Raw genomic sequence first — 18159 nt, 5'->3', positions numbered from 1 at the left:
TTATTCTTAACTTCGTTGAAAATAACCTACATATGAAAAAAACTTTACTTTTATTTTCCATTTGTTGTATCTCTTTTGGTCTTATGGCTCAGGTAGCCTTAAATCAAGTAGATAATTTCCAAGGTGGAACTACTGAGAATTGGAGAATTGGTGGTGCTGGTAATGCTACTAATGGACCCATTAATGTTGCAGATGCTGGTCCTAGTGGAGTTGGTGATAATTGTTTGCAATACACTTCTTTAGGCTCAAGTGGAGTCGCAAGTAAAATGGTTTTTTATTCTCAAAATAACCAATGGAGTGGAGACTTTTCTGCGGCTGGTGTGGATGAAATTAATTTAGATGTTAATGTTCAAACAAATGACTTAAATCTTAGAGTGGCGATGCAAGGAACTAATGGTACTCGAATTTGTACTACAAACGCTATAAATATTCCTGCAAATGGAACTTGGTCAAATATTACTATACCAATTGCTGATTCTGATTTTTCTATTGTTTCAGGTGGAGGGGATGTTGAATCGGTACTTACAGATGTTTTTACCATTCGAATATTAAGTAGTTCTTCACCAACATGGGCGAGTGCAGATATTATTTCGGCAGTTATTCAAGTCGATAATATTTTAGCTTCATCTTCATTAAGTACTGATGAATTTTCATTAGCTAATACAGAATTTACAATTTCTCCTAATCCAGGAAGAAATAAATTAAATATAAAATTACCATCATCGGATGGAGAACTGAAACTTGAGGTATATGATGTCTTAGGCAAAAGAGTGTTTAAGGGATCAATTACACAGTTAGAATCTTCAGTAAATGTTACCAATTGGAGAAGTGGGGTTTATTTAGTAAGAGTATCAAATAATGAATTAGTACAAACGAAACGCTTTATTAAGCAATAAACTCAAATAAAATATGTACTAAAAAAGCCACTTCAATTGAAGTGGCTTTTCTATTTCAAGATATTATTTGCCTAACATCAATCAAAATCTTCTGTTGCGCGTTTAATGATATTTTCAGGCAAAGATTTTTTAGCTTTTGCACCCATTTTCTTTATTTTTTCTACACGTGAAATAAGGTTGCCTTTTCCTTCAACAAGTTTGTTCATTGCAGAGGAGTAGTCGTTTTTGGCGGCGTCAATCTTTTTACCGACACCAGTTAAATCTGTAACTAATCCTTCAAACTTATCGTATAATGCACCAGCTTGTTTCGCTATTTCAACAGCATTTTGTTGTTGCTTTTCATTATTCCACATGGTATCAATAGTACGCAATGTTGCTAATAGGGTAGAAGGCGTAACAATTACTATGTTTTGTTCAAATGCCTTATTGTATAATGAGTTATCTTCATTTATTGCAACTGCAAAAGCTGGTTCTATAGGGATAAACATTAAAACAAAATCTGGTGATTCAATATCATATAAGTCCTGATAGTTCTTGGCAGAAAGTTGGTCAACGTGCTTTTTAATTGAATTTACATGTGCTTTAAGATATATGTCTCGGTCATCTCCATCTGCATTAACCAAGCGCTCATAATCTGTTAAGGATACTTTAGAGTCAATAATCATTTTCTTAGAATCTGGTAAATGTAAAACTACATCTGGCATAACACGAGATCCATCTTCTCTCTGAAAATTTTGCTGCACAAAATATTCTCTATCCTTTTCTAATCCAGATTTTTCTAAAACACGTTCTAAGACTAATTCTCCCCAATTACCTTGAGTTTTGCTATCACCTTTGAGTGCTTTGGTAAGATTGGTTGCCTCCTTTGCCATTTGCTGGTTGAGATCCTTTAACCCTTTAAGTTGTTCCTCTAGTGCTGTATGCATCTTGACACTTCGCATTTGGGTGTCTTCAACCTTTTTTTCAAAACCTTGAATTTTTTCTTGTAAAGGATTCAATATGTTTTTAATATTTTCTTTATTCTGCTCGGTAAATTTGCTAGATTTTTCTTCAAGTATTTTATTGGCCAATAGCTCAAAATCTTTACGTAATTGGGCTTGACGCTCTTCTAATTCTTGATCTTGTTTTAGATTTTGTTGCTGTAGGTTTTCAATTTCTGTATTACGTTTAGAAAGTTCAGAGTTTAAAAATTCCTTATCCCTTCTAATGGCTTCACGTTCTGATTCAACCTTTTCAACATTTTGTTTCAAATCTTCTATTGTCTTGCTTAATTGATGTTGGCGTTCTTCTAAAGCACTCTTATCTCCTTTACTTTTTAATACAGCAAATTGTAAACCAAGAAATGCTCCGATACCAGCTGATATTATGACTGTAATAAAAAGTATGAGTGTATCATTCATGTTGAAAAGTGTATTTCTCAAAGATAAAGTTTAAATACCTAAAATGAAATGGTATTTACGTAACGATTAAAACTTTATTTTATTTACTTACCCTGAAACTTCCTGTGGAATTATCGAATTTAATAAGGTCCTTGGGAAACAGAGTTTCAAATATACCTTCTGATATTAAATTGCATGGTTGATTGCAAATAACATCATTGTTGGTCATTACAATCATGGTGTCACAAAGTTGAATGGCTAGCTCAATTTCATGTGATGAAAATAAAATCGTTTTTCCAGTTTCTTTTGTTAACTTTTGTAATAACTTTAATATATAAGCCTTATGATACATATCCAAATGTGTTGTAGGTTCATCTAAGACTATAATCTCTGTATCTTGGGCCATGGCTCTAGCAATCATGACTTTTTGTAATTGCCCATCACTGAGCTCAAAACACTTTTTGTCTTTTAAATTTGAGATATTTACCAATTCTAAAGATTTATTGATGATTTCTATATCATTTTGAGATAAGTTCCCAACCCAATTAGTATATGGATGTCTTCCTAATGCAACTAATTCATAAACGGATAGGTTTTTAGAAGTCATTTGTTCAGTTAAAACAATACTCAATTGTTTAGCCAATTCTTGAACACGAGTTTGATTTAAATCCTTATTATTTATCAGTATTAAACCTGAGAGCGATGGTTGTACTTTTATTAAAGTTCTAAGCAATGTAGATTTTCCAATTCCATTTGCACCTACTAAACCTATAAGTTTCCCTTTTTCTAGTTCAATATTAATATTTGAAGCAACCATAAGATCCTCTCTCTTGGTTTTGTAACCAATTGAAAGGTTTTCTGTTTTTAGTATGATATTTAGATTCTTTTTTGTCATTAAAACATCATTTTTCTTTGCCTTACTAACAGCCAGATGACAACAGGAGCACCAACTAAGGCTGTAATAGCATTTATTGGTAATACATAGTCGCTAGATGGTAGTTGAGCTATGCTATCACAAACTAGCATTACGATTGCTCCAAATAATAAAACTGCAGGTAAAAGTATCCGATGGTTTGAGGTTCTAAATATTTGTCTGGTTAAATGAGGTATTGCCAAACCAATAAAGGCAATTGGCCCTGCGAAAGCCGTAATGGTTCCTGCAATTAGACTTGTTGCTAATATTATTACTAGCCTGCTACGTTTTAAACTCAACCCTAAGCTCTTGGCATAGTTGTCACCCAATAAGAGACTGTTCAAATTTTTAATTGAAAAAACTGCTAAAAACAATCCTAAAATATAAAGCCCAAAAAATAAGGATAATTCATTCCACGAGAGATTACTTAAACTTCCAAAACCCCAGAAAATGTATTGTTGTAATTGTTCGGCTGTGCTGAAATACGATAATACACTAACAACTGCTGCGGTAATGCTACCAAACATTAATCCAATGATGAGAATGGCCATCGTATCTCTTACCTTGCTCGAAACAGCCAATACAGCCAATAACACCAAAAAACTACCAAGACTTGCCGCAATTACAATGCTCCATTTTGATATTAAGTATGTTGCAAAAACACCACCGAATAATCCAGAACCTAAAATTATAATTGCAACACCTAAACTTGCTCCCGAACTAATACCTAGTACAAATGGACCTGCTAAAGGGTTCCTAAACAAGGTTTGCATTAATAAACCTGAAATGCCCAATCCTGATCCAACTAGTATTGCAGTAATTGCCTTTGGCAGTCGAAAATCCTTAATAATTATTTGCCAAGTTTCATTTTCTAATGTGCCAAATAACCCTTCAATTACATTACCTAAGGGAATGCTAATGGAACCTAGACAAATATTAACTAAAAAGCATAATAACAACACAATTAATAGTATCAAAAAATGAATTCGGTATGTCTTATTATTATTCAATTATTTAAGTTTTTTAAAAAAATATGGCGAGTAATCTTTTAGGCGTTCTGGGTGGCAAATTTTAATCAGATCTTTTAGGATTAAATCTGGTCTTGAAGTTCCAAGTTCGTAATACAACACACCTCCTGTTGAACCTGTAGTTCTTGAAAAGGTATAAATATTTTTTGTTTTAAAGGCTTTAAAATTAGTATACAATTCACTTGCTTCTTTAAGTTGATCGAAACTGGTGTAATAAGAAGGACTTAGCCATATTTCAGCATTCTTTGCCTTGGCCAAAACAGCTTCAAAACTTAATGCCAAGCTCCCATTACCGGTTGTATCACTCCATAGGTAATCTACATTAGCATCCTTTAAAAATTCTGCTTCTGGACTTGAACCATTTGGTAAATACCAGACATCTTTGTGCATAGCACCACTAAATACGGTTGGTCTATTTGATGCTTGTTTTGCTTGGCTTTTTGCCTCTAAATAATTCCTTTCTATAGACTTAAAAATTGAATCTGCTTCCTTTTCCTTATTAAACAAAATACCAAAAAACTTAATCCATTCAGCTTTGGCTAATGAAGAAGATTCAACCCAATCACCATTGTAAATAACTGGGATACCTGCTTTCTTTATTGTTTCAAAGGTTTTATTTACACCATCAACACCAAATCCTATAACAACATCTGGATTTAATTCTAGTAATACTTCTGTATTAATACCTTCATTTTTTCCTAGTTCTCTAATATCTCCAGTTTCGATTCGCTTTCTTGTTTTTTCAGAGGATATATAGTCTGTACCGGGAAATCCAACCAAAGAATTTTCAACACCTAATAATTCTAAAGACGGAATATGAGTTGTAGAAGTAACCACCAAATTATTGATAGGCTTTATAATCCCATCAAAACTATAACCTATTTGGGGAGTCATGCCATTATCCTTCAGTAGAGCGTATTTGTATGTTTTAGAAGCTTTTGGCCAAGGATTTTTAATTTCCAATACTATGTGAGTACCGTAGTCATTGGCAGAAAAACCTGTAGCATATTTTAGATTTAAATTATTACCACTATTATTCTGAGAAAACTCTTTTGAGGTTTCGCTTTTACAAGAGACTAAACAAATAAGTATTGTTAAAAATACAGTATGTATGGTATGTAACTTAAGTGGCATATAATAACTTGTGCAATTTTTAATTTTGATCTAAATATTACCAATTACCATTAGAGATGATTCAAATTTAACACTATATATTGTTGCAGGTGTTATCATTCTGCATTTTTTAGTCGGATTTATATATCTCATTTATAAACTGAATAATAAAAAGTAAGATTATAATCTGCTAAAGGATTATAAGTATTATTTTCGCATCGAAATCTGGTTCGACTTTTTATTAAAAGTGGATTAAAAGGGAATCTGGTGAAAATCCAGAACTGTTCCCGCAACTGTAAGCTATTACGCTTGTTATTTCTTCAATGTCACTGGAATTATTCTGGGAAGACTAATAACAAGACGCAAGTCAGGAGACCTGCCAATTTCAACAAATAAGTCAAACTTTCGGGATAAAAGTTTACGTATAGTTCGCTGTATGTTCTCGAGCAATTAAATTTAAATGAACAAAACTAAATGGTTTTGCATGCTAACTATTGGTGTGCTAACTACTGGATTTGCACAAACAAAAAAGGATTCAGTAAAAGTAGAAACGTTAGACGAAGTAGTGCTAACAGACACACGATTTAAAATTAAGCGTGAAAACTCCGGTAAAACAGTTGTTAAAATTACCAGAGATGAGATAGAACGTAACCAAGGTAAAACTGTTGCAGAATTAATTAATACCAAAAGTGGTATTGAAATTAATGGCAGTAGGAGTGTAGCCGGTCAAAATCTTGGTTATTTTGTAAGGGGTGGTAACAATAGGCAAGTATTAGTTTTAATTGATGGTATTCAAGTCAATGATCCGTCATTGGTATCGAATGAATTCGATTTACGATTATTAGATCTAAACACCATTGACTCTATTGAAATCTTAAAAGGATCGTCTAGTACATTATATGGTAATAGTGCTTCTACTGCGGTTATAAATATTACTACGAGAAAGGCAACTGAGAAAGAATTTTCTGCGAGTATCTTAAGTGTTTTTGGTACAAATCAAACTCAGGATAACCTTAACTATAATGTCTCAAGTTTTACTAATAATGTTTCATTAAATGGAACATTTAATAAGTTGACGTATTTGGCAAGTTTTGGGAATCAGTTCGTAGATGGATTATCAGCGGCAAAGTCTGATAATCCTGAAATCGATCCATTTTCGAGATACAATACAAGTGTAAAATTAGGTTATCAATTTTCAGATAGCTTTAGCGTCTCCGTATTTGCTGGAATTGATAAATTTAAAACAGATATTGATGGTTTTCCTCCACCAAATTTCTTATTAGCTGATACGGATGATACATTTCGCTCCGAGCAATTTAGAGTTGGACTTACACCAAAGTTTGAATATAAAAATGGAAGTTTCCAAGTTAATGCAGCAATCACTAAAATTGATAGAGAAACTATTTCGGCATTTAGCACAATCAATGAGGCAGAAAGTATTATAGTTGATGCATTCAATAAATACGTAATTAATGATAAATTCTACACTATAATTGGAATAAACTATGGTGATTATAACAGCATCTTTGCAGAAGAAGAAAGTTTCTCAAATTCAGATCCTTATGCAAATGTGGTTTATGTTTCCGATTACGGCTTAAATCTAAATATAGGTGGAAGATTAAACAATCACAGCGAGTATGGTTCTCAGTTTGTTTACAATATCAATCCTTCATATAATTTTGATTTAAACAAGGGGTACACTAAAGTATTTGGTTCTTATGCTACTTCATTTATTGCTCCTAATTTGTCCCAGTTATTTGGATTTTTTGGCGCTAATCCAGATTTAAAACCAGAAGAAAATAAAACCATAGAAGGTGGTCTAGAATATAATTCTAAGGATGGTATTAGGCTTAGTGGTGTTTATTTCAATAGAAATGAAAAGAACACTATTGTATTTACCTCTGCATATGAAAACTCCGAAGAGGACGCCACAGTTCAAGGTTTTGAGGTCGAGGCTCAGCTTGATTTAATTGAAAATCTTCAATTAACAGCAAATTACACCTTTACTGAGCTAATTGATGGAGAACGTATTAGATTGCCTAAACATAGAGCTAATGCTAATTTGGGATATGATTTTTCAAATGAAACTTATGCGGCAATTAATCTTCAATATGTTGGTGACCGAAGTGATTTAGATTTTTCTACATTTTCAAATACAGAATTGGATGCATATACTCTATTCAATCTATACTTCAGTCATAAAATATTAGATGATAAAATGAAACTATTTATCACACTTGATAATATCCTAAATGAGGATTATTTTGAAATTCTTGGTTACACTACTCGAGGACGAAATGTTAGTGTTGGGTTTAACCTAAACTTATAAAAAAAAGCCACTTATTTAAAGTGGCTTTTTTTAATCTATATACATTTCAAATTCTAATGGATGGAAGAATTTACTCATGTTAACTTCTTTTGGAGGAGTTGGATAATCATAATATTCTAATGTATTTCTTCCAGTTGATCCGGTTATTTGAAAAATAGCTTCAGCCAATAACGGCTCGTCAACGTTACCGAATCTACCAAGATTACCAGGAAACTCAGAAAGAAAAATATCTGGCACTAGCCCTTCAGAAGGTACTAATTGATTATTTACGTTTGATGAATTGGCAACTAACGGTTGCATTGCATAAGTATGATTTGGGTTAATATTTTGGGTAGAGAATAATACTGGTGCATCATAAACAGTGAGAGATGCCTGAGTCTTTCCTGCGGTATTTTCACCAATCACAATTACCTCTATATAAGGTTTTAAACTATTAATTAATAATTCACTAGCAGAAGCCGTTCTTCTATTTGTGGTCAATACATATATTCTTGATAGATTCAAGCTGTTAATAGATCCACCACCTTCAATAGAATTAGTAAAAAGATAATCTCTGTTACTACTAATTAAGTTGTCATTATACCTTAATTGGGAATATACTTCACCATTGAACTGCCCTGTAATCATGCTTCCTAAATAAGCAGCTGTTTCAACAGACCCACCACCATTATATCTCAAATCAATAACAAGTTCATCAATATTTGCATTGTGAAATGTTCCAAATGAGTCGTTCAATTCGTCATCAAAACTACTTAAGAAACTATTATATACTAAATATCCTATTGAGGTATTGTCTATTTCCAATACGTCTGTATAATGAATTGGGTTTTCAGAAAAACCTTGCTTAGTCAGCGTAATGCTATCTCCATTTGATGTAACTGAATCATCTTCCGCCTCTGGAGTGCCATTATCATTGTATTCTGCAAAATTAAGAGTGTAAGTTGTTTGACCTAATAGACTACTTAAATTGCTTGTGTTTAAATCTTCACCATCAATGGCTCTAAAAATCATTCCTCTTTCTAAACCTTCGTTATCGGCAACACTATTATTTAACACTAATGTTATAGCACCAAAAACTTCAAATTCACTTCCAGGCACAAAGTATAGGTTAAATTCAAGACCATTAGTTATTGAATTGCCTTGTAATAAATTTTGAAGATCAAAATAATTTGAAAACAATCGGCTAAATCTATCTATATCTTCAGGCAAGTATATTAATGACTCAAATAAATCTTCTGGAGATTCAAATCCATTAAGGTATTCTGCATACTCTTCGTCAGAAGAAAATCTATCATTCGCTAGGTTAGGTATCTCAGATTTGTATAAGTAAGCGGCGTTCATACCTTTCCAAATAAAATCTGTAATCTCTGAGGCATTAATAGCATTGTCATCAAGGTCTTCAAAACAACTGGTAGCAAAAAATAGCACCAGACAACCTATTGTTAGGGTCAGTATCTTTTTCATCATTTCCTTTTTAAAGTAGCAATATTTTACTTCTGTCTGTAAAACTCTAAATTTACTTACATTATTGTGAAAAAAAAAACTTTGTAACAAAATGTAATGTCTATCGTCTTAATGTTGAAGAAGGATAAAAACCAACTTTACCACCAATCAAATTAGTAATGAAACAAGCAGCTTTTGTAAGCTTAGTAATGCCATTTAAGGATAAAGTGTTTCGTTTGGCAAAACGATTACTGGTCTCTAGAGAAGAAGCAGAAGATGCCACACAAGAGATTTTACTTAAGCTGTGGAGAAATAAGGAAAAGATTGGTGAGTATAAAAATGTTGAGGCTTTTTCAATGACAATGACCAAGAATTTTTGCCTAGATAGGTTAAAGTCCAAACAAGCCCAAAATTTAAAAATTATTCACAGTAATTATACGGATAATAATTTGTCATTACAGAAGCAAGTAGAGGCAAAAGACAGTATAGACTGGGTTTCTAAAATAATGGAAGAATTACCAGAACAACAAAAAATAATAGTGCAACTAAGAGATATAGAACAATACGATTTTGCAGAAATTTCTAAAATGTTGGATATGAACGAAACAGCAATTAGAGTAGCGTTATCTAGAGCACGTAAAACGATTAGAGAAAGGTTAACTAATACACATAGTTATGGTATTAAATAATATAGATAAACTTATAGAGAAGTATAATAATGCTGAAACATCGCTTAAGGAAGAAGCTCAATTAAGAGCATATTTTAAAAGCAATAGTGTAGCGCCTCACTTAGAGCACTATAAGCCATTATTTCAATATTTCTCTATGGCACAAGAAGAGCAGTACACAAAAGACGTTCCATTAAAACCTAAGAACAGAACAGTATTTTATCAGTGGATTTCTGTCGCAGCGGTCGCAATTCTAATGCTAGGCATACTCATACCAAATTGGTTTGGAGGGCCAAAGACTCTTGCAGATTACTCGCAAGAAGAACAAGAAATGTATTTGGAAGCTAAAGAAGCTTTAGCAATGCTTTCGAATAATTTTAATCAAGGGACTACAAGTATAAATACATTGAACTTGGCTTCCGAAAACTTTAATGTTGGTTTAGAAAAAGCTAACCACATTACAGAATTTAGTCAAACAACAAACAAATTATTAAAGAATTAAAAACAAGAAATCATGAAAAAATTAGTTTTAATCATCGCAGTAGTTTTTACATCAATGACTGGTTTTAGTCAGAGTGTATTTGATAAGTATGAGGATAATGAAGAAGTAGCTTCTGTTATTTTGAATCAGAAAATGTTTAAAATGTTAGCTACCATGGGAGTAGACATAGATGATCCAGAAATGAAAGAATATGCAGAAATGGCAAGTAGCATTACAGGATTTAAAGTTTTCACAACTGGAGATGAAAAAGTATCTGCAGATATGAAAGCAACTGTAAATAGATACCTTAAGTCATCTGACCTTGAAGAATTAATGAGAATTAAAGATGGTGACCAAACTGTTAATTTCTATGTAAAAGAAGGTAAGGACGATAACCATGTTAAGGAATTATTGATGCATATCACAGGTCTTAAAGAAATGACTAAAGACTCTAATATTGAAATTAATGGTCAGAAGCGTGAATTTGAAACCGTAGTTATGACATTAACTGGAGATATAGATTTAAGACAAGTGTCAAAAATCACTAACCAAATGGATATTCCAGGTGGTGAGCAGCTTAAGAAAGCTGGGAAGAAAAATTAATGAAACATGACAAAATCAATCAAAAAATTAATGGTAATGTTGCTTTTGGTTACAGCTATTACAAGTTGTAACCAAGGGCCTACCTTACAGACTTATTATGTAAATAATGAGTTGCAACCTGGATTTTCTTCTTTTGATGTTCCAACTAGTGTGGTCAATGTAGAAAAAGTTGAAATGACAGATGAGCAACGCGAAGCATATAATTCTGTTGACAAACTCAACGTACTAACCTTTGTGTTAAATGACACTAATGCAAATGACTATAAAGTTGAATTAGACAAGGTTAATACTATTTTAAAGAATCCAAAATACGAGGAATTGATACGTGGGTCTACAACAGAGGGTAGGTTTATAGTTAAATTTCTTGGGGATTCTGAAATTAGTATTGATGAATTAATACTGTTTGGAAGTGCAAGTGACAAGGGGTTTGCAATAGCACGAATTTTGGGTGATGACATGAATGCCAGAAAAATATTTCAATTAGGAGAAGTTCTTCAGAATGCCAATATAGAAGATTCTCAACTAAATGGCCTAACGGAATTTTTTAAATAAACTGACAATTATTTAAAATGTTAATGAGAATCGTCTTGAAGTTTATCTTCAAGGCGATTTTTTCTGTTTTTAACCGCAAAGAAAATTGCGACAGCAACCAGGCCAATATAACCGCAAATCAATAGAAATTTGATAATCAAATAGTCTAAAACTTCAAAAAGTCCAGCTATAAAAAAACCAAGTGTCACTATAATTACAAATAGTAAGGCAATTGTATTTTTATTTATTGGAAACCACTTCATATACCAGTATAGTTACTTGGTGATATAGCTTTTAATTCGGTTTTAATTGAGTCGTTAACGTCTAAAGAATCAATAAAACTTGATATTGATTGCTCTGTAATTGCTTCGTTAGTTCTTGTAAGACCCTTTAATGCTTCATATGGATTTGGATAGTTTTCGCGTCTTAAGATAGTTTGTATTGCTTCAGCTACTACAGCCCAATTGTTGTCTAAATCTTGTTCAAATTTGGAGGCATTGAGCAATAACTTACCTAATCCTTTTAATGTAGATTTAAATCCAATTAGAGTATGTCCAAAAGGCACGCCAACATTACGTAAAACCGTGCTGTCTGTTAGATCACGTTGTAATCTTGAAACTGGTAGTTTGGCAGATAAGTGCTCAAAGATTGCATTTGCAATTCCTAAGTTTCCTTCACTATTTTCAAAATCAATAGGGTTAACTTTATGTGGCATCGCCGAGCTACCAACTTCACCCTTCTTTATTTTTTGCTTAAAATAATCCATGGATACATATGTCCATATATCTCGATCTAAGTCAATAATTATTGTGTTAATTCTTTTTAAGGCATCAAAAAGAGCAGCCATATGATCGTAATGCTCTATTTGAGTTGTAGGGAATGAGTGTTGGAGTCCCAATTTCTCTTGTACAAATTTTGTTCCGAAAGCCTTCCAATCTATATTTGGATATGCAACGTTGTGTGCATTAAAGTTACCTGTAGCTCCACCAAACTTAGCTACACTTGGTACGTCGTTCAGTAAATTGAATTGCTCCTTTAACCTTACAGCAAAAACCATTATTTCTTTACCTAATCTAGTTGGTGATGCAGGTTGACCATGAGTTCTAGCCAGCATTGGTACATCGCTCCATTCATTTGCTAACTCCTCAATCTTTTCTAAAAGTGTAAAATATTCAGGAACGTAAATATCATTCATAGCATCTTTTATGCTTAATGGAATTGCAGTGTTATTAATATCCTGAGATGTTAACCCAAAATGAATAAACTCCTTGAATTCTGATAAACCAAGCTCATTAAATTTCTCTTTTATAAAATATTCAACAGCCTTAACATCGTGGTTTGTAACCTTTTCAATTTCTTTTATTTCAGAAGCATCGACTGGAGTAAAATTTTGATAAATAGCCCGAAGATTTTCAAAACTAGAAGGTGAGATCGATTTTAACTGAGGTAATGGAATTTCGCAAAGGGCAATGAAATACTCAATCTCAACCAATACTCTATATTTTATTAGGGCCTCTTCAGAAAAGTATTTTCCTAAGGTATCAACTTTAGATCTGTATCTGCCGTCTATTGGTGAAATTGCATTGAGCGTTGTAATTGCCATTTTGTTATAAATTTTGAAGCATCAAATATAACGAAGATAGTTAAGAGTATTTTATAGATTTTTGGTTTTTTGTGTATTAATTCTTCTTAAAATTTGTCTGGTTCTGGCTTTATATCCAGTACTTTAATTTGCATATTCTCTACCTAATATTTCACTGAGGTCAGGATAAATCCAAACATATTCGATACCTAAATAATAGAATGAATTCATACTGTACACTTTTACAGCAATTTCTTCATCCTTTATCATCCAATCAAAACTAACTTCTATGATGTCTTCTTTGATCTTTTTACTTAAAGATTTTTTATTACTGTATTTTCCTTTTTGTAATAAAGCTCAATTATAATTTCAATAATTTTTGCACAGGGTCTAATGGCTGAGTCTAATTTAAGTTTTGGTAGATTTTCTAGAAAAAAGTCTAAATGTGGCAAAATGAGATTAATATTTTGTTTACATGCAAATTCTAACATCCAAGCAGCACGTGTAGAAATTTTGTCATCCATCATAAACAGAATATCTAGTATAGGCTTTATTAAATCAGAATTATTGAGGATTATATTGGCAAATTTTGTCCTGCATGCTCGCGTTGCATTTACATAATTTAATTCATCATAAAGTTGGTCTTTTGTCAAAACGTTTATTATTTTTAATCCTTCTAAATTAATTAAAAATCATGATAAAAACACTTCTTAAAAAATTAGGTTTGGCTATTCTAATTGTGGTTGTATTAGCACAATTTTTCGGACCAGATAAAAATGATGGAGACGTTGTAAGTATTGAACCTTTCTTAGCTGATACTAATCCGCCAGAGGATGTGAAGTTAATTTTGAAAAACGCATGTTTTGATTGCCACAGTGACCATACTCGTTATCCTTGGTACAATGATATTACTCCAATCAATTATTGGTTGGCAGATCATGTAAGACACGGTAAGGGTGATTTTAATGTATCTAAATGGACCGAGTACTCGGACAAAAAGAAGGATCACAAACTTGAGGAACTGACAGAGGAAGTTGAAAAAAAGCACATGCCTTTACCAAGTTATACCTGGACTCATTCTGATGCTGATTTAACTCAAGAGCAAATCAAAGCGGTTAAGGAATGGGTGAAAACGGCTAGAATTAAATATGCCTTTTTAAAAGAGGCAGAGTGATTAAAAAGCTTCTGATTATTGGTTTTGTGTGGCCTGAGCCTAAGAGCTCTGCGGCAGGAAGGCGAATGCTTCAACTGATTTTATTTTTTCAAAAACAAGACTATAAAATCACGTTCAGTTGTGCAGCAAATAAAACAGACAAATCATTTGATTTGGAACAAATGGGTGTGTGCACAGACTCAATTTTATTAAATGATGCATCCTTTGATGATTTTCTAAAAAAGTTGAATCCAGATATTGTTTTATTTGACCGGTTTATGACCGAAGAACAATTTGGTTGGCGCGTATCAGAGCAATCCCCTAATGCTCTTAAAATATTAGATACTGAGGATTTACATGGTCTAAGAAAAGGCAGGGAAATTGCATTAAAAGCAGAGGAAGAATTTAGTACACAACATCTTTATAATGATGTAACAAAACGTGAGATTGCAAGTATATATAGATGTGATTTAACCTTGATAATTTCTAAGTTTGAGATGGATATTTTAGTTAATGACTTTAAACTACCTCAAGAATTACTTCAATATTTACCATTTCTAATTGAGGATGCAAACAAGGTAAGAGATGATTTGCCCAACTTTGATTCACGAAAAAATTTCATAATAATTGGTAATTTTTTGCATGTACCCAATTACGATAGTATTATCTATTTAAAGAATTCCATTTGGCCATTAATAAGGAAGGAGTTACCAAATGCTCAATTACATGTCTATGGAGCTTATGAGTCTCAAAAGGTTTCACAATTATCAAACAGTAAAGAAGGATTTATAATCAAGGGTTTTGCAGACGATGTAAACGTTGTTATGCAGAATAGTAGAGTATGTTTAGCACCATTGAGATTTGGGGCAGGATTAAAAGGAAAGGTTATTGATGCATTTATTAATGGAACACCTTGTGTTCTATCTTATATTGCTTCTGAAGGTATAATTGAGAATTCATATTTAATTCAAGATGACCCTGAGCTATTTGCAAAGAAAGCAATTGAACTCTATAAAGATTCGAATGCATGGAATGAAGCTAAAGATACTGGATTTAAAATATTGAATAAAAATTTCTCAAAACCTGTTTTTGAAGAAAAATTTAGTGCGAAACTTTCCGTATTATGCGATTCATTATATAATCATCGCGAACACAATTTTATAGGTCAAATGCTGATGCATCAAACTATGCAAAGCACTAAGTATATGAGTAAGTGGATTGAAGAAAAAAACAGAAAATAAATATTTATGTTTTTGTATTAAGTGTACTGAGCTGTTTACCAAATATCGCAGCAATTCCACTTGAAATACCACCCACTAATCCTGTAATAGTAAGTAATAAATAGATATTTCCTTGAAGATCTAGTAGTTCTGCAATTCGCTTACCTAAAATAAAGTCATTGTTAGACCCTAAAATGAAACTATAGATTAGCCAAAACACAAATATTGCCAAAAACGGAACAAAGAAAACCGCAAAACGTTTGAGTGGAATTAATAGTGCCGTTAAAGAAGATGCCACCATCACAGAATACCAATCCATAAATAATGAAAGAAGATAGGCAATAATAATTGTTGCAATAAAATTTATAATATTCTTATTCATTTGAAATTGGTTTTAGGATTTGACTGCCAATAATTTTGTCAGTAGCTTTGTTAGATTGAAGAAAATTAAGCTCATGATATGAACCTTCAGCCCATTCATCAATGAAATTATCGTAATACTTACTTCCTGGATTTCCTGACTGCCCACCAGGATATATACCTAAAGCAGTAGGAGGTGAGGTCATCTCAACAATCATTCGCCAAGAGGGTCCGTGATTTTCTGATGTAGCATTAACTATATTGCGATCTCCTCCTACAGGTATATTAAATACTGAAAATGCTGGTAATGCTTGTAAAAGGTGACCTGCATAAGTGGCTTTGTAATTATACCAATTATAGTCTCCGTTCTCATTTTTCCAATTGTTTAACGATGTAACTGCCTCACTAAAACTTAATTGAAATAAATCCTTTGAGGTCTCTTTTTCTGGTGTATCAACGATATCCATAAACTCGTTATCACCATTATTTTTTAACATATGAATGGTTTGGTATGCAAAAGGAGACTTCATGACACTATCTTCCACATCAAATTCGTCCCATGTTAGATTATAAACTGCTTTCCACCATTCGCGCCATATACTCGGTCCAACTTCATTTATATCATTGTTAAATTGCCATGATTTAGCCTCATTATATACTTCTTTTTCAGCCTCATTTAATTTACTAGTGTCTATGTTATCAAGCATATACGGCATTAACTCAGCAGCTTTGAGATTGTAATTGTTATTATGTAAGGCCTTGAAATCGTCAACGCTAATTTTTTCCTTTGAATTAAAATAATCGTTGATCACCCTATTTCGGTATGTTTCAAAGCGATCATTAAAAACAAAATATGGATAATTTTCATCTACTGGATGTTGGTTAGCAGAACTAACAAACCCGCGTTCAGGATTCTTTGAGTGGGCATTATATTTTTGAGGAATAAAGCCTTGCCAATCATTTTCAGAAACACTTCCATCCATTACAAATTTGCCTTGACCTTCCCACTTATTAGGCAGTTTACCTTGAATCCAAAGCGCAATATCACCTTTTACAGAAGCAAATACAAAATTCTGAGCAGGTGCATTCCAGTATTGTAATGCTTTGGTATATTGGTCATAATTTTTAGCTTTATTTAAATCTATAAATGTGCGTTGGTTATTACCTCCCATGTGTCCAATCCATTTCATGGCATAACCTGCTAGTTCCATGTCAGATTTGAAGTTTTTGTCATATACTACAGGACCATGATGTGTATATAACACAGTGTCTTTGTAACTTTCTTTACCTTTAATTTTGATGTCTTCAACTCTAATTCTTGCATCTTTCCATTCACCATCAAATTTATACTTGCTACGATCTTCATTAAATTCTATTTTGTACCAGTCTATAACATCTCTTGTTGCATTGGTTTCACCCCAAGCTATGTGCTCATTAAATCCTGAAATTATACCTAACGCACCAGGTATTGTAGCTCCAAATGCTTTATGATTTGGTGTGCTAAGTTGCATTACAAACCATATTGAAGGTAGGTTAAGGCCTAAATGAGGATCGTTAGCCAATATAGTATTCCCGGTGGCAGATTTTTCCTTAGAAATAGCCCAATTATTACTGCCATTATCTGGATTTGGTTGATCTATAACTTCACGGATTGTATCTAACACAATTTGCTGGTTTGCAGGAAGTGGAGTTTGAGGTACATCTATAAAACTCCAATCTGTTTCTTTTGGTATTACAGGATCAGTGATGTCAAAAAAATCAGGAAACAGCATATCAAACCGGTCTTTTCCAAAAAGTCTTAAGGCATTGGTGTATTGCATATCAGAGTCTGCACCAGCAAGCATTTTTGTCATATACATTAGTAGTAATGCAGTTTTATTAACACTCCAAGGTTCTGGTTTGTAGTCTAATAATTTATATTCAACAGGATAACTTTCAGGAGTTAACTGATTTATGTAGGCGTTTACACCATTGGCATAAGCTTGTACCAATTTAAAAGTTTCAGGATTCTCTTTCATTACCTTTACCGCTTGGTCGGCGCCATAACCCATTCCTCTTCTTCGCTCCTGTCGGTCATAGTTTAGAGCCTTTTCACCTAGTATTTCTGACAATCTTCCTGCAGCAGCATAAGTCTGAAAATCCATTTGCCAAAGTCGGTGTTTTGCCGTAAGATAGCCTTGGGTTAAATATAAATCTTCCTCGTTTTGAGCGAAGGCATGTGGAATTATTTGTTCGTCGTAATGTACAGTTACTTTGTTCTTTAATCCTTTTATCAAAACTTCACCAGATAAGGATTCATCAGTCTCATTTTGCCAAACTCCCGAGTATGGATTTAGAAATTTACCTATAGGTGGGATTGAGCCAAACTTTGTATTTAGAGTATAAAAAATCCCTATGGTAAGTGCCAAGGAAATCAAAATTTTGAGGTATTTCATTAGTTATTGTTTATGAAGTATCTAA

At 32.8% G+C, this 18159-nt stretch carries 19 protein-coding genes and 1 riboswitch; of the genes, 8 read left to right on the top strand and 11 right to left on the bottom strand.

Annotated elements, in window-relative coordinates; translation table 11 throughout:
- The first annotated feature begins 32 nt into the window (after positions 1 to 32).
- Positions 33 to 896, top strand: coding sequence for a T9SS type A sorting domain-containing protein (locus DUZ96_RS05160; protein WP_114300887.1), 864 nt, complete (start codon positions 33 to 35; stop codon positions 894 to 896).
- A gap of 77 nt (positions 897 to 973) precedes the next feature.
- Here the strand turns inward: DUZ96_RS05160 and rmuC are convergent, their stop codons facing one another.
- The 4 genes from rmuC to DUZ96_RS05140 all read right to left on the bottom strand — a co-directional run bounded on the left by rmuC (position 974) and on the right by DUZ96_RS05140 (position 5350).
- Complete coding sequence (gene rmuC / locus DUZ96_RS05155; protein ID WP_114300886.1) at positions 974 to 2296, bottom strand: DNA recombination protein RmuC; 1323 nt, start codon at positions 2294 to 2296, stop codon at positions 974 to 976.
- Between the two features lie 79 nt (positions 2297 to 2375).
- Positions 2376 to 3170: an ABC transporter ATP-binding protein gene (locus DUZ96_RS05150; RefSeq protein WP_114300885.1), complete on the bottom strand. Its 795-nt coding sequence runs from the start codon at positions 3168 to 3170 to the stop codon at positions 2376 to 2378.
- On the bottom strand, positions 3170 to 4198 hold the full coding sequence (locus tag DUZ96_RS05145) for an iron ABC transporter permease (RefSeq protein ID WP_114300884.1): 1029 nt from the start codon (positions 4196 to 4198) through the stop codon (positions 3170 to 3172). The genes DUZ96_RS05150 and DUZ96_RS05145 overlap by 1 nt, the downstream gene beginning before the upstream one ends.
- Complete coding sequence (locus DUZ96_RS05140; RefSeq protein ID WP_114300883.1) at positions 4199 to 5350, bottom strand: ABC transporter substrate-binding protein; 1152 nt, start codon at positions 5348 to 5350, stop codon at positions 4199 to 4201.
- Between the two features lie 188 nt (positions 5351 to 5538).
- Positions 5539 to 5728: riboswitch (cobalamin riboswitch) on the top strand.
- Between the two features lie 61 nt (positions 5729 to 5789).
- Between DUZ96_RS05140 and DUZ96_RS05135 the strand changes: the two genes are divergently transcribed.
- Entirely contained in the window at positions 5790 to 7658 is a 1869-nt protein-coding gene (locus tag DUZ96_RS05135; RefSeq protein WP_114300882.1) for a TonB-dependent siderophore receptor, read from the top strand.
- Between the two features lie 30 nt (positions 7659 to 7688).
- Here the strand turns inward: DUZ96_RS05135 and DUZ96_RS05130 are convergent, their stop codons facing one another.
- On the bottom strand, positions 7689 to 9122 hold the full coding sequence (locus tag DUZ96_RS05130; RefSeq protein ID WP_114300978.1) for a S41 family peptidase: 1434 nt from the start codon (positions 9120 to 9122) through the stop codon (positions 7689 to 7691).
- Between the two features lie 158 nt (positions 9123 to 9280).
- Here DUZ96_RS05130 and DUZ96_RS05125 point away from each other — a divergent pair, with 158 nt between their 5' ends.
- Genes DUZ96_RS05125 through DUZ96_RS05110 form a run of 4 tightly spaced genes read left to right on the top strand, consistent with a single transcriptional unit; the run spans position 9281 to position 11405 of the window.
- Complete coding sequence (locus DUZ96_RS05125) at positions 9281 to 9790, top strand: RNA polymerase sigma factor (protein ID WP_114300881.1); 510 nt, start codon at positions 9281 to 9283, stop codon at positions 9788 to 9790.
- Positions 9777 to 10271 (top strand): hypothetical protein, encoded by a 495-nt coding sequence (locus DUZ96_RS05120; protein ID WP_114300880.1) that lies wholly within the window; start codon positions 9777 to 9779, stop codon positions 10269 to 10271. The genes DUZ96_RS05125 and DUZ96_RS05120 overlap by 14 nt, the downstream gene beginning before the upstream one ends.
- Before the next feature lie 12 nt (positions 10272 to 10283).
- Positions 10284 to 10853, top strand: coding sequence for a DUF4252 domain-containing protein (locus DUZ96_RS05115; protein ID WP_114300879.1), 570 nt, complete (start codon positions 10284 to 10286; stop codon positions 10851 to 10853).
- Between the two features lie 6 nt (positions 10854 to 10859).
- Positions 10860 to 11405: a DUF4252 domain-containing protein gene (locus DUZ96_RS05110; RefSeq protein ID WP_114300878.1), complete on the top strand. Its 546-nt coding sequence runs from the start codon at positions 10860 to 10862 to the stop codon at positions 11403 to 11405.
- 20 nt (positions 11406 to 11425) lie between these two features.
- On the opposite strand, the gene DUZ96_RS05105 is transcribed toward DUZ96_RS05110, so the two are convergent.
- The 4 genes from DUZ96_RS05105 to DUZ96_RS05095 form a co-directional block, all read right to left on the bottom strand.
- Positions 11426 to 11647: a hypothetical protein gene (locus DUZ96_RS05105; protein WP_114300877.1), complete on the bottom strand. Its 222-nt coding sequence runs from the start codon at positions 11645 to 11647 to the stop codon at positions 11426 to 11428.
- A complete protein-coding gene (gene purB / locus DUZ96_RS05100; protein ID WP_114300876.1) occupies positions 11644 to 12987 on the bottom strand; it encodes an adenylosuccinate lyase in 1344 nt (447 codons plus the stop codon). Before purB ends, DUZ96_RS05105 begins: the two co-directional genes overlap by 4 nt.
- 123 nt (positions 12988 to 13110) lie before the next feature.
- On the bottom strand, positions 13111 to 13236 hold the full coding sequence (locus DUZ96_RS13070; protein WP_258774325.1) for a hypothetical protein: 126 nt from the start codon (positions 13234 to 13236) through the stop codon (positions 13111 to 13113).
- 44 nt (positions 13237 to 13280) lie between these two features.
- Entirely contained in the window at positions 13281 to 13619 is a 339-nt protein-coding gene (locus DUZ96_RS05095) for a hypothetical protein (protein ID WP_258774324.1), read from the bottom strand.
- A 41-nt stretch (positions 13620 to 13660) separates the two neighbouring features.
- Between DUZ96_RS05095 and DUZ96_RS05090 the strand changes: the two genes are divergently transcribed.
- Positions 13661 to 14140 (top strand): heme-binding domain-containing protein, encoded by a 480-nt coding sequence (locus tag DUZ96_RS05090; protein ID WP_114300875.1) that lies wholly within the window; start codon positions 13661 to 13663, stop codon positions 14138 to 14140.
- Positions 14137 to 15360 (top strand): glycosyltransferase, encoded by a 1224-nt coding sequence (locus DUZ96_RS05085; protein ID WP_258774323.1) that lies wholly within the window; start codon positions 14137 to 14139, stop codon positions 15358 to 15360. Before DUZ96_RS05090 ends, DUZ96_RS05085 begins: the two co-directional genes overlap by 4 nt.
- A 4-nt stretch (positions 15361 to 15364) precedes the next feature.
- On the opposite strand, the gene DUZ96_RS05080 is transcribed toward DUZ96_RS05085, so the two are convergent.
- Positions 15365 to 15721 carry a hypothetical protein gene (locus DUZ96_RS05080; RefSeq protein WP_114300874.1) on the bottom strand — a complete coding sequence of 119 codons (357 nt, stop codon included), beginning with the start codon at positions 15719 to 15721 and terminating at the stop codon, positions 15365 to 15367.
- A complete protein-coding gene (locus DUZ96_RS05075) occupies positions 15714 to 18134 on the bottom strand; it encodes a penicillin acylase family protein (RefSeq protein ID WP_114300873.1) in 2421 nt (806 codons plus the stop codon). Before DUZ96_RS05075 ends, DUZ96_RS05080 begins: the two co-directional genes overlap by 8 nt.
- Positions 18135 to 18159: the final 25 nt, after the last annotated feature.

The sequence above is a fragment of the Winogradskyella sp. KYW1333 genome (genome assembly GCF_003335675.1).
In the GTDB taxonomy this organism is placed as follows: Bacteria; Bacteroidota; Bacteroidia; order Flavobacteriales; family Flavobacteriaceae; genus Winogradskyella.
The sequence above is the reverse complement of the archived record's forward strand: the minus strand, read 5'-3'. Positions and strand labels throughout refer to the sequence as shown.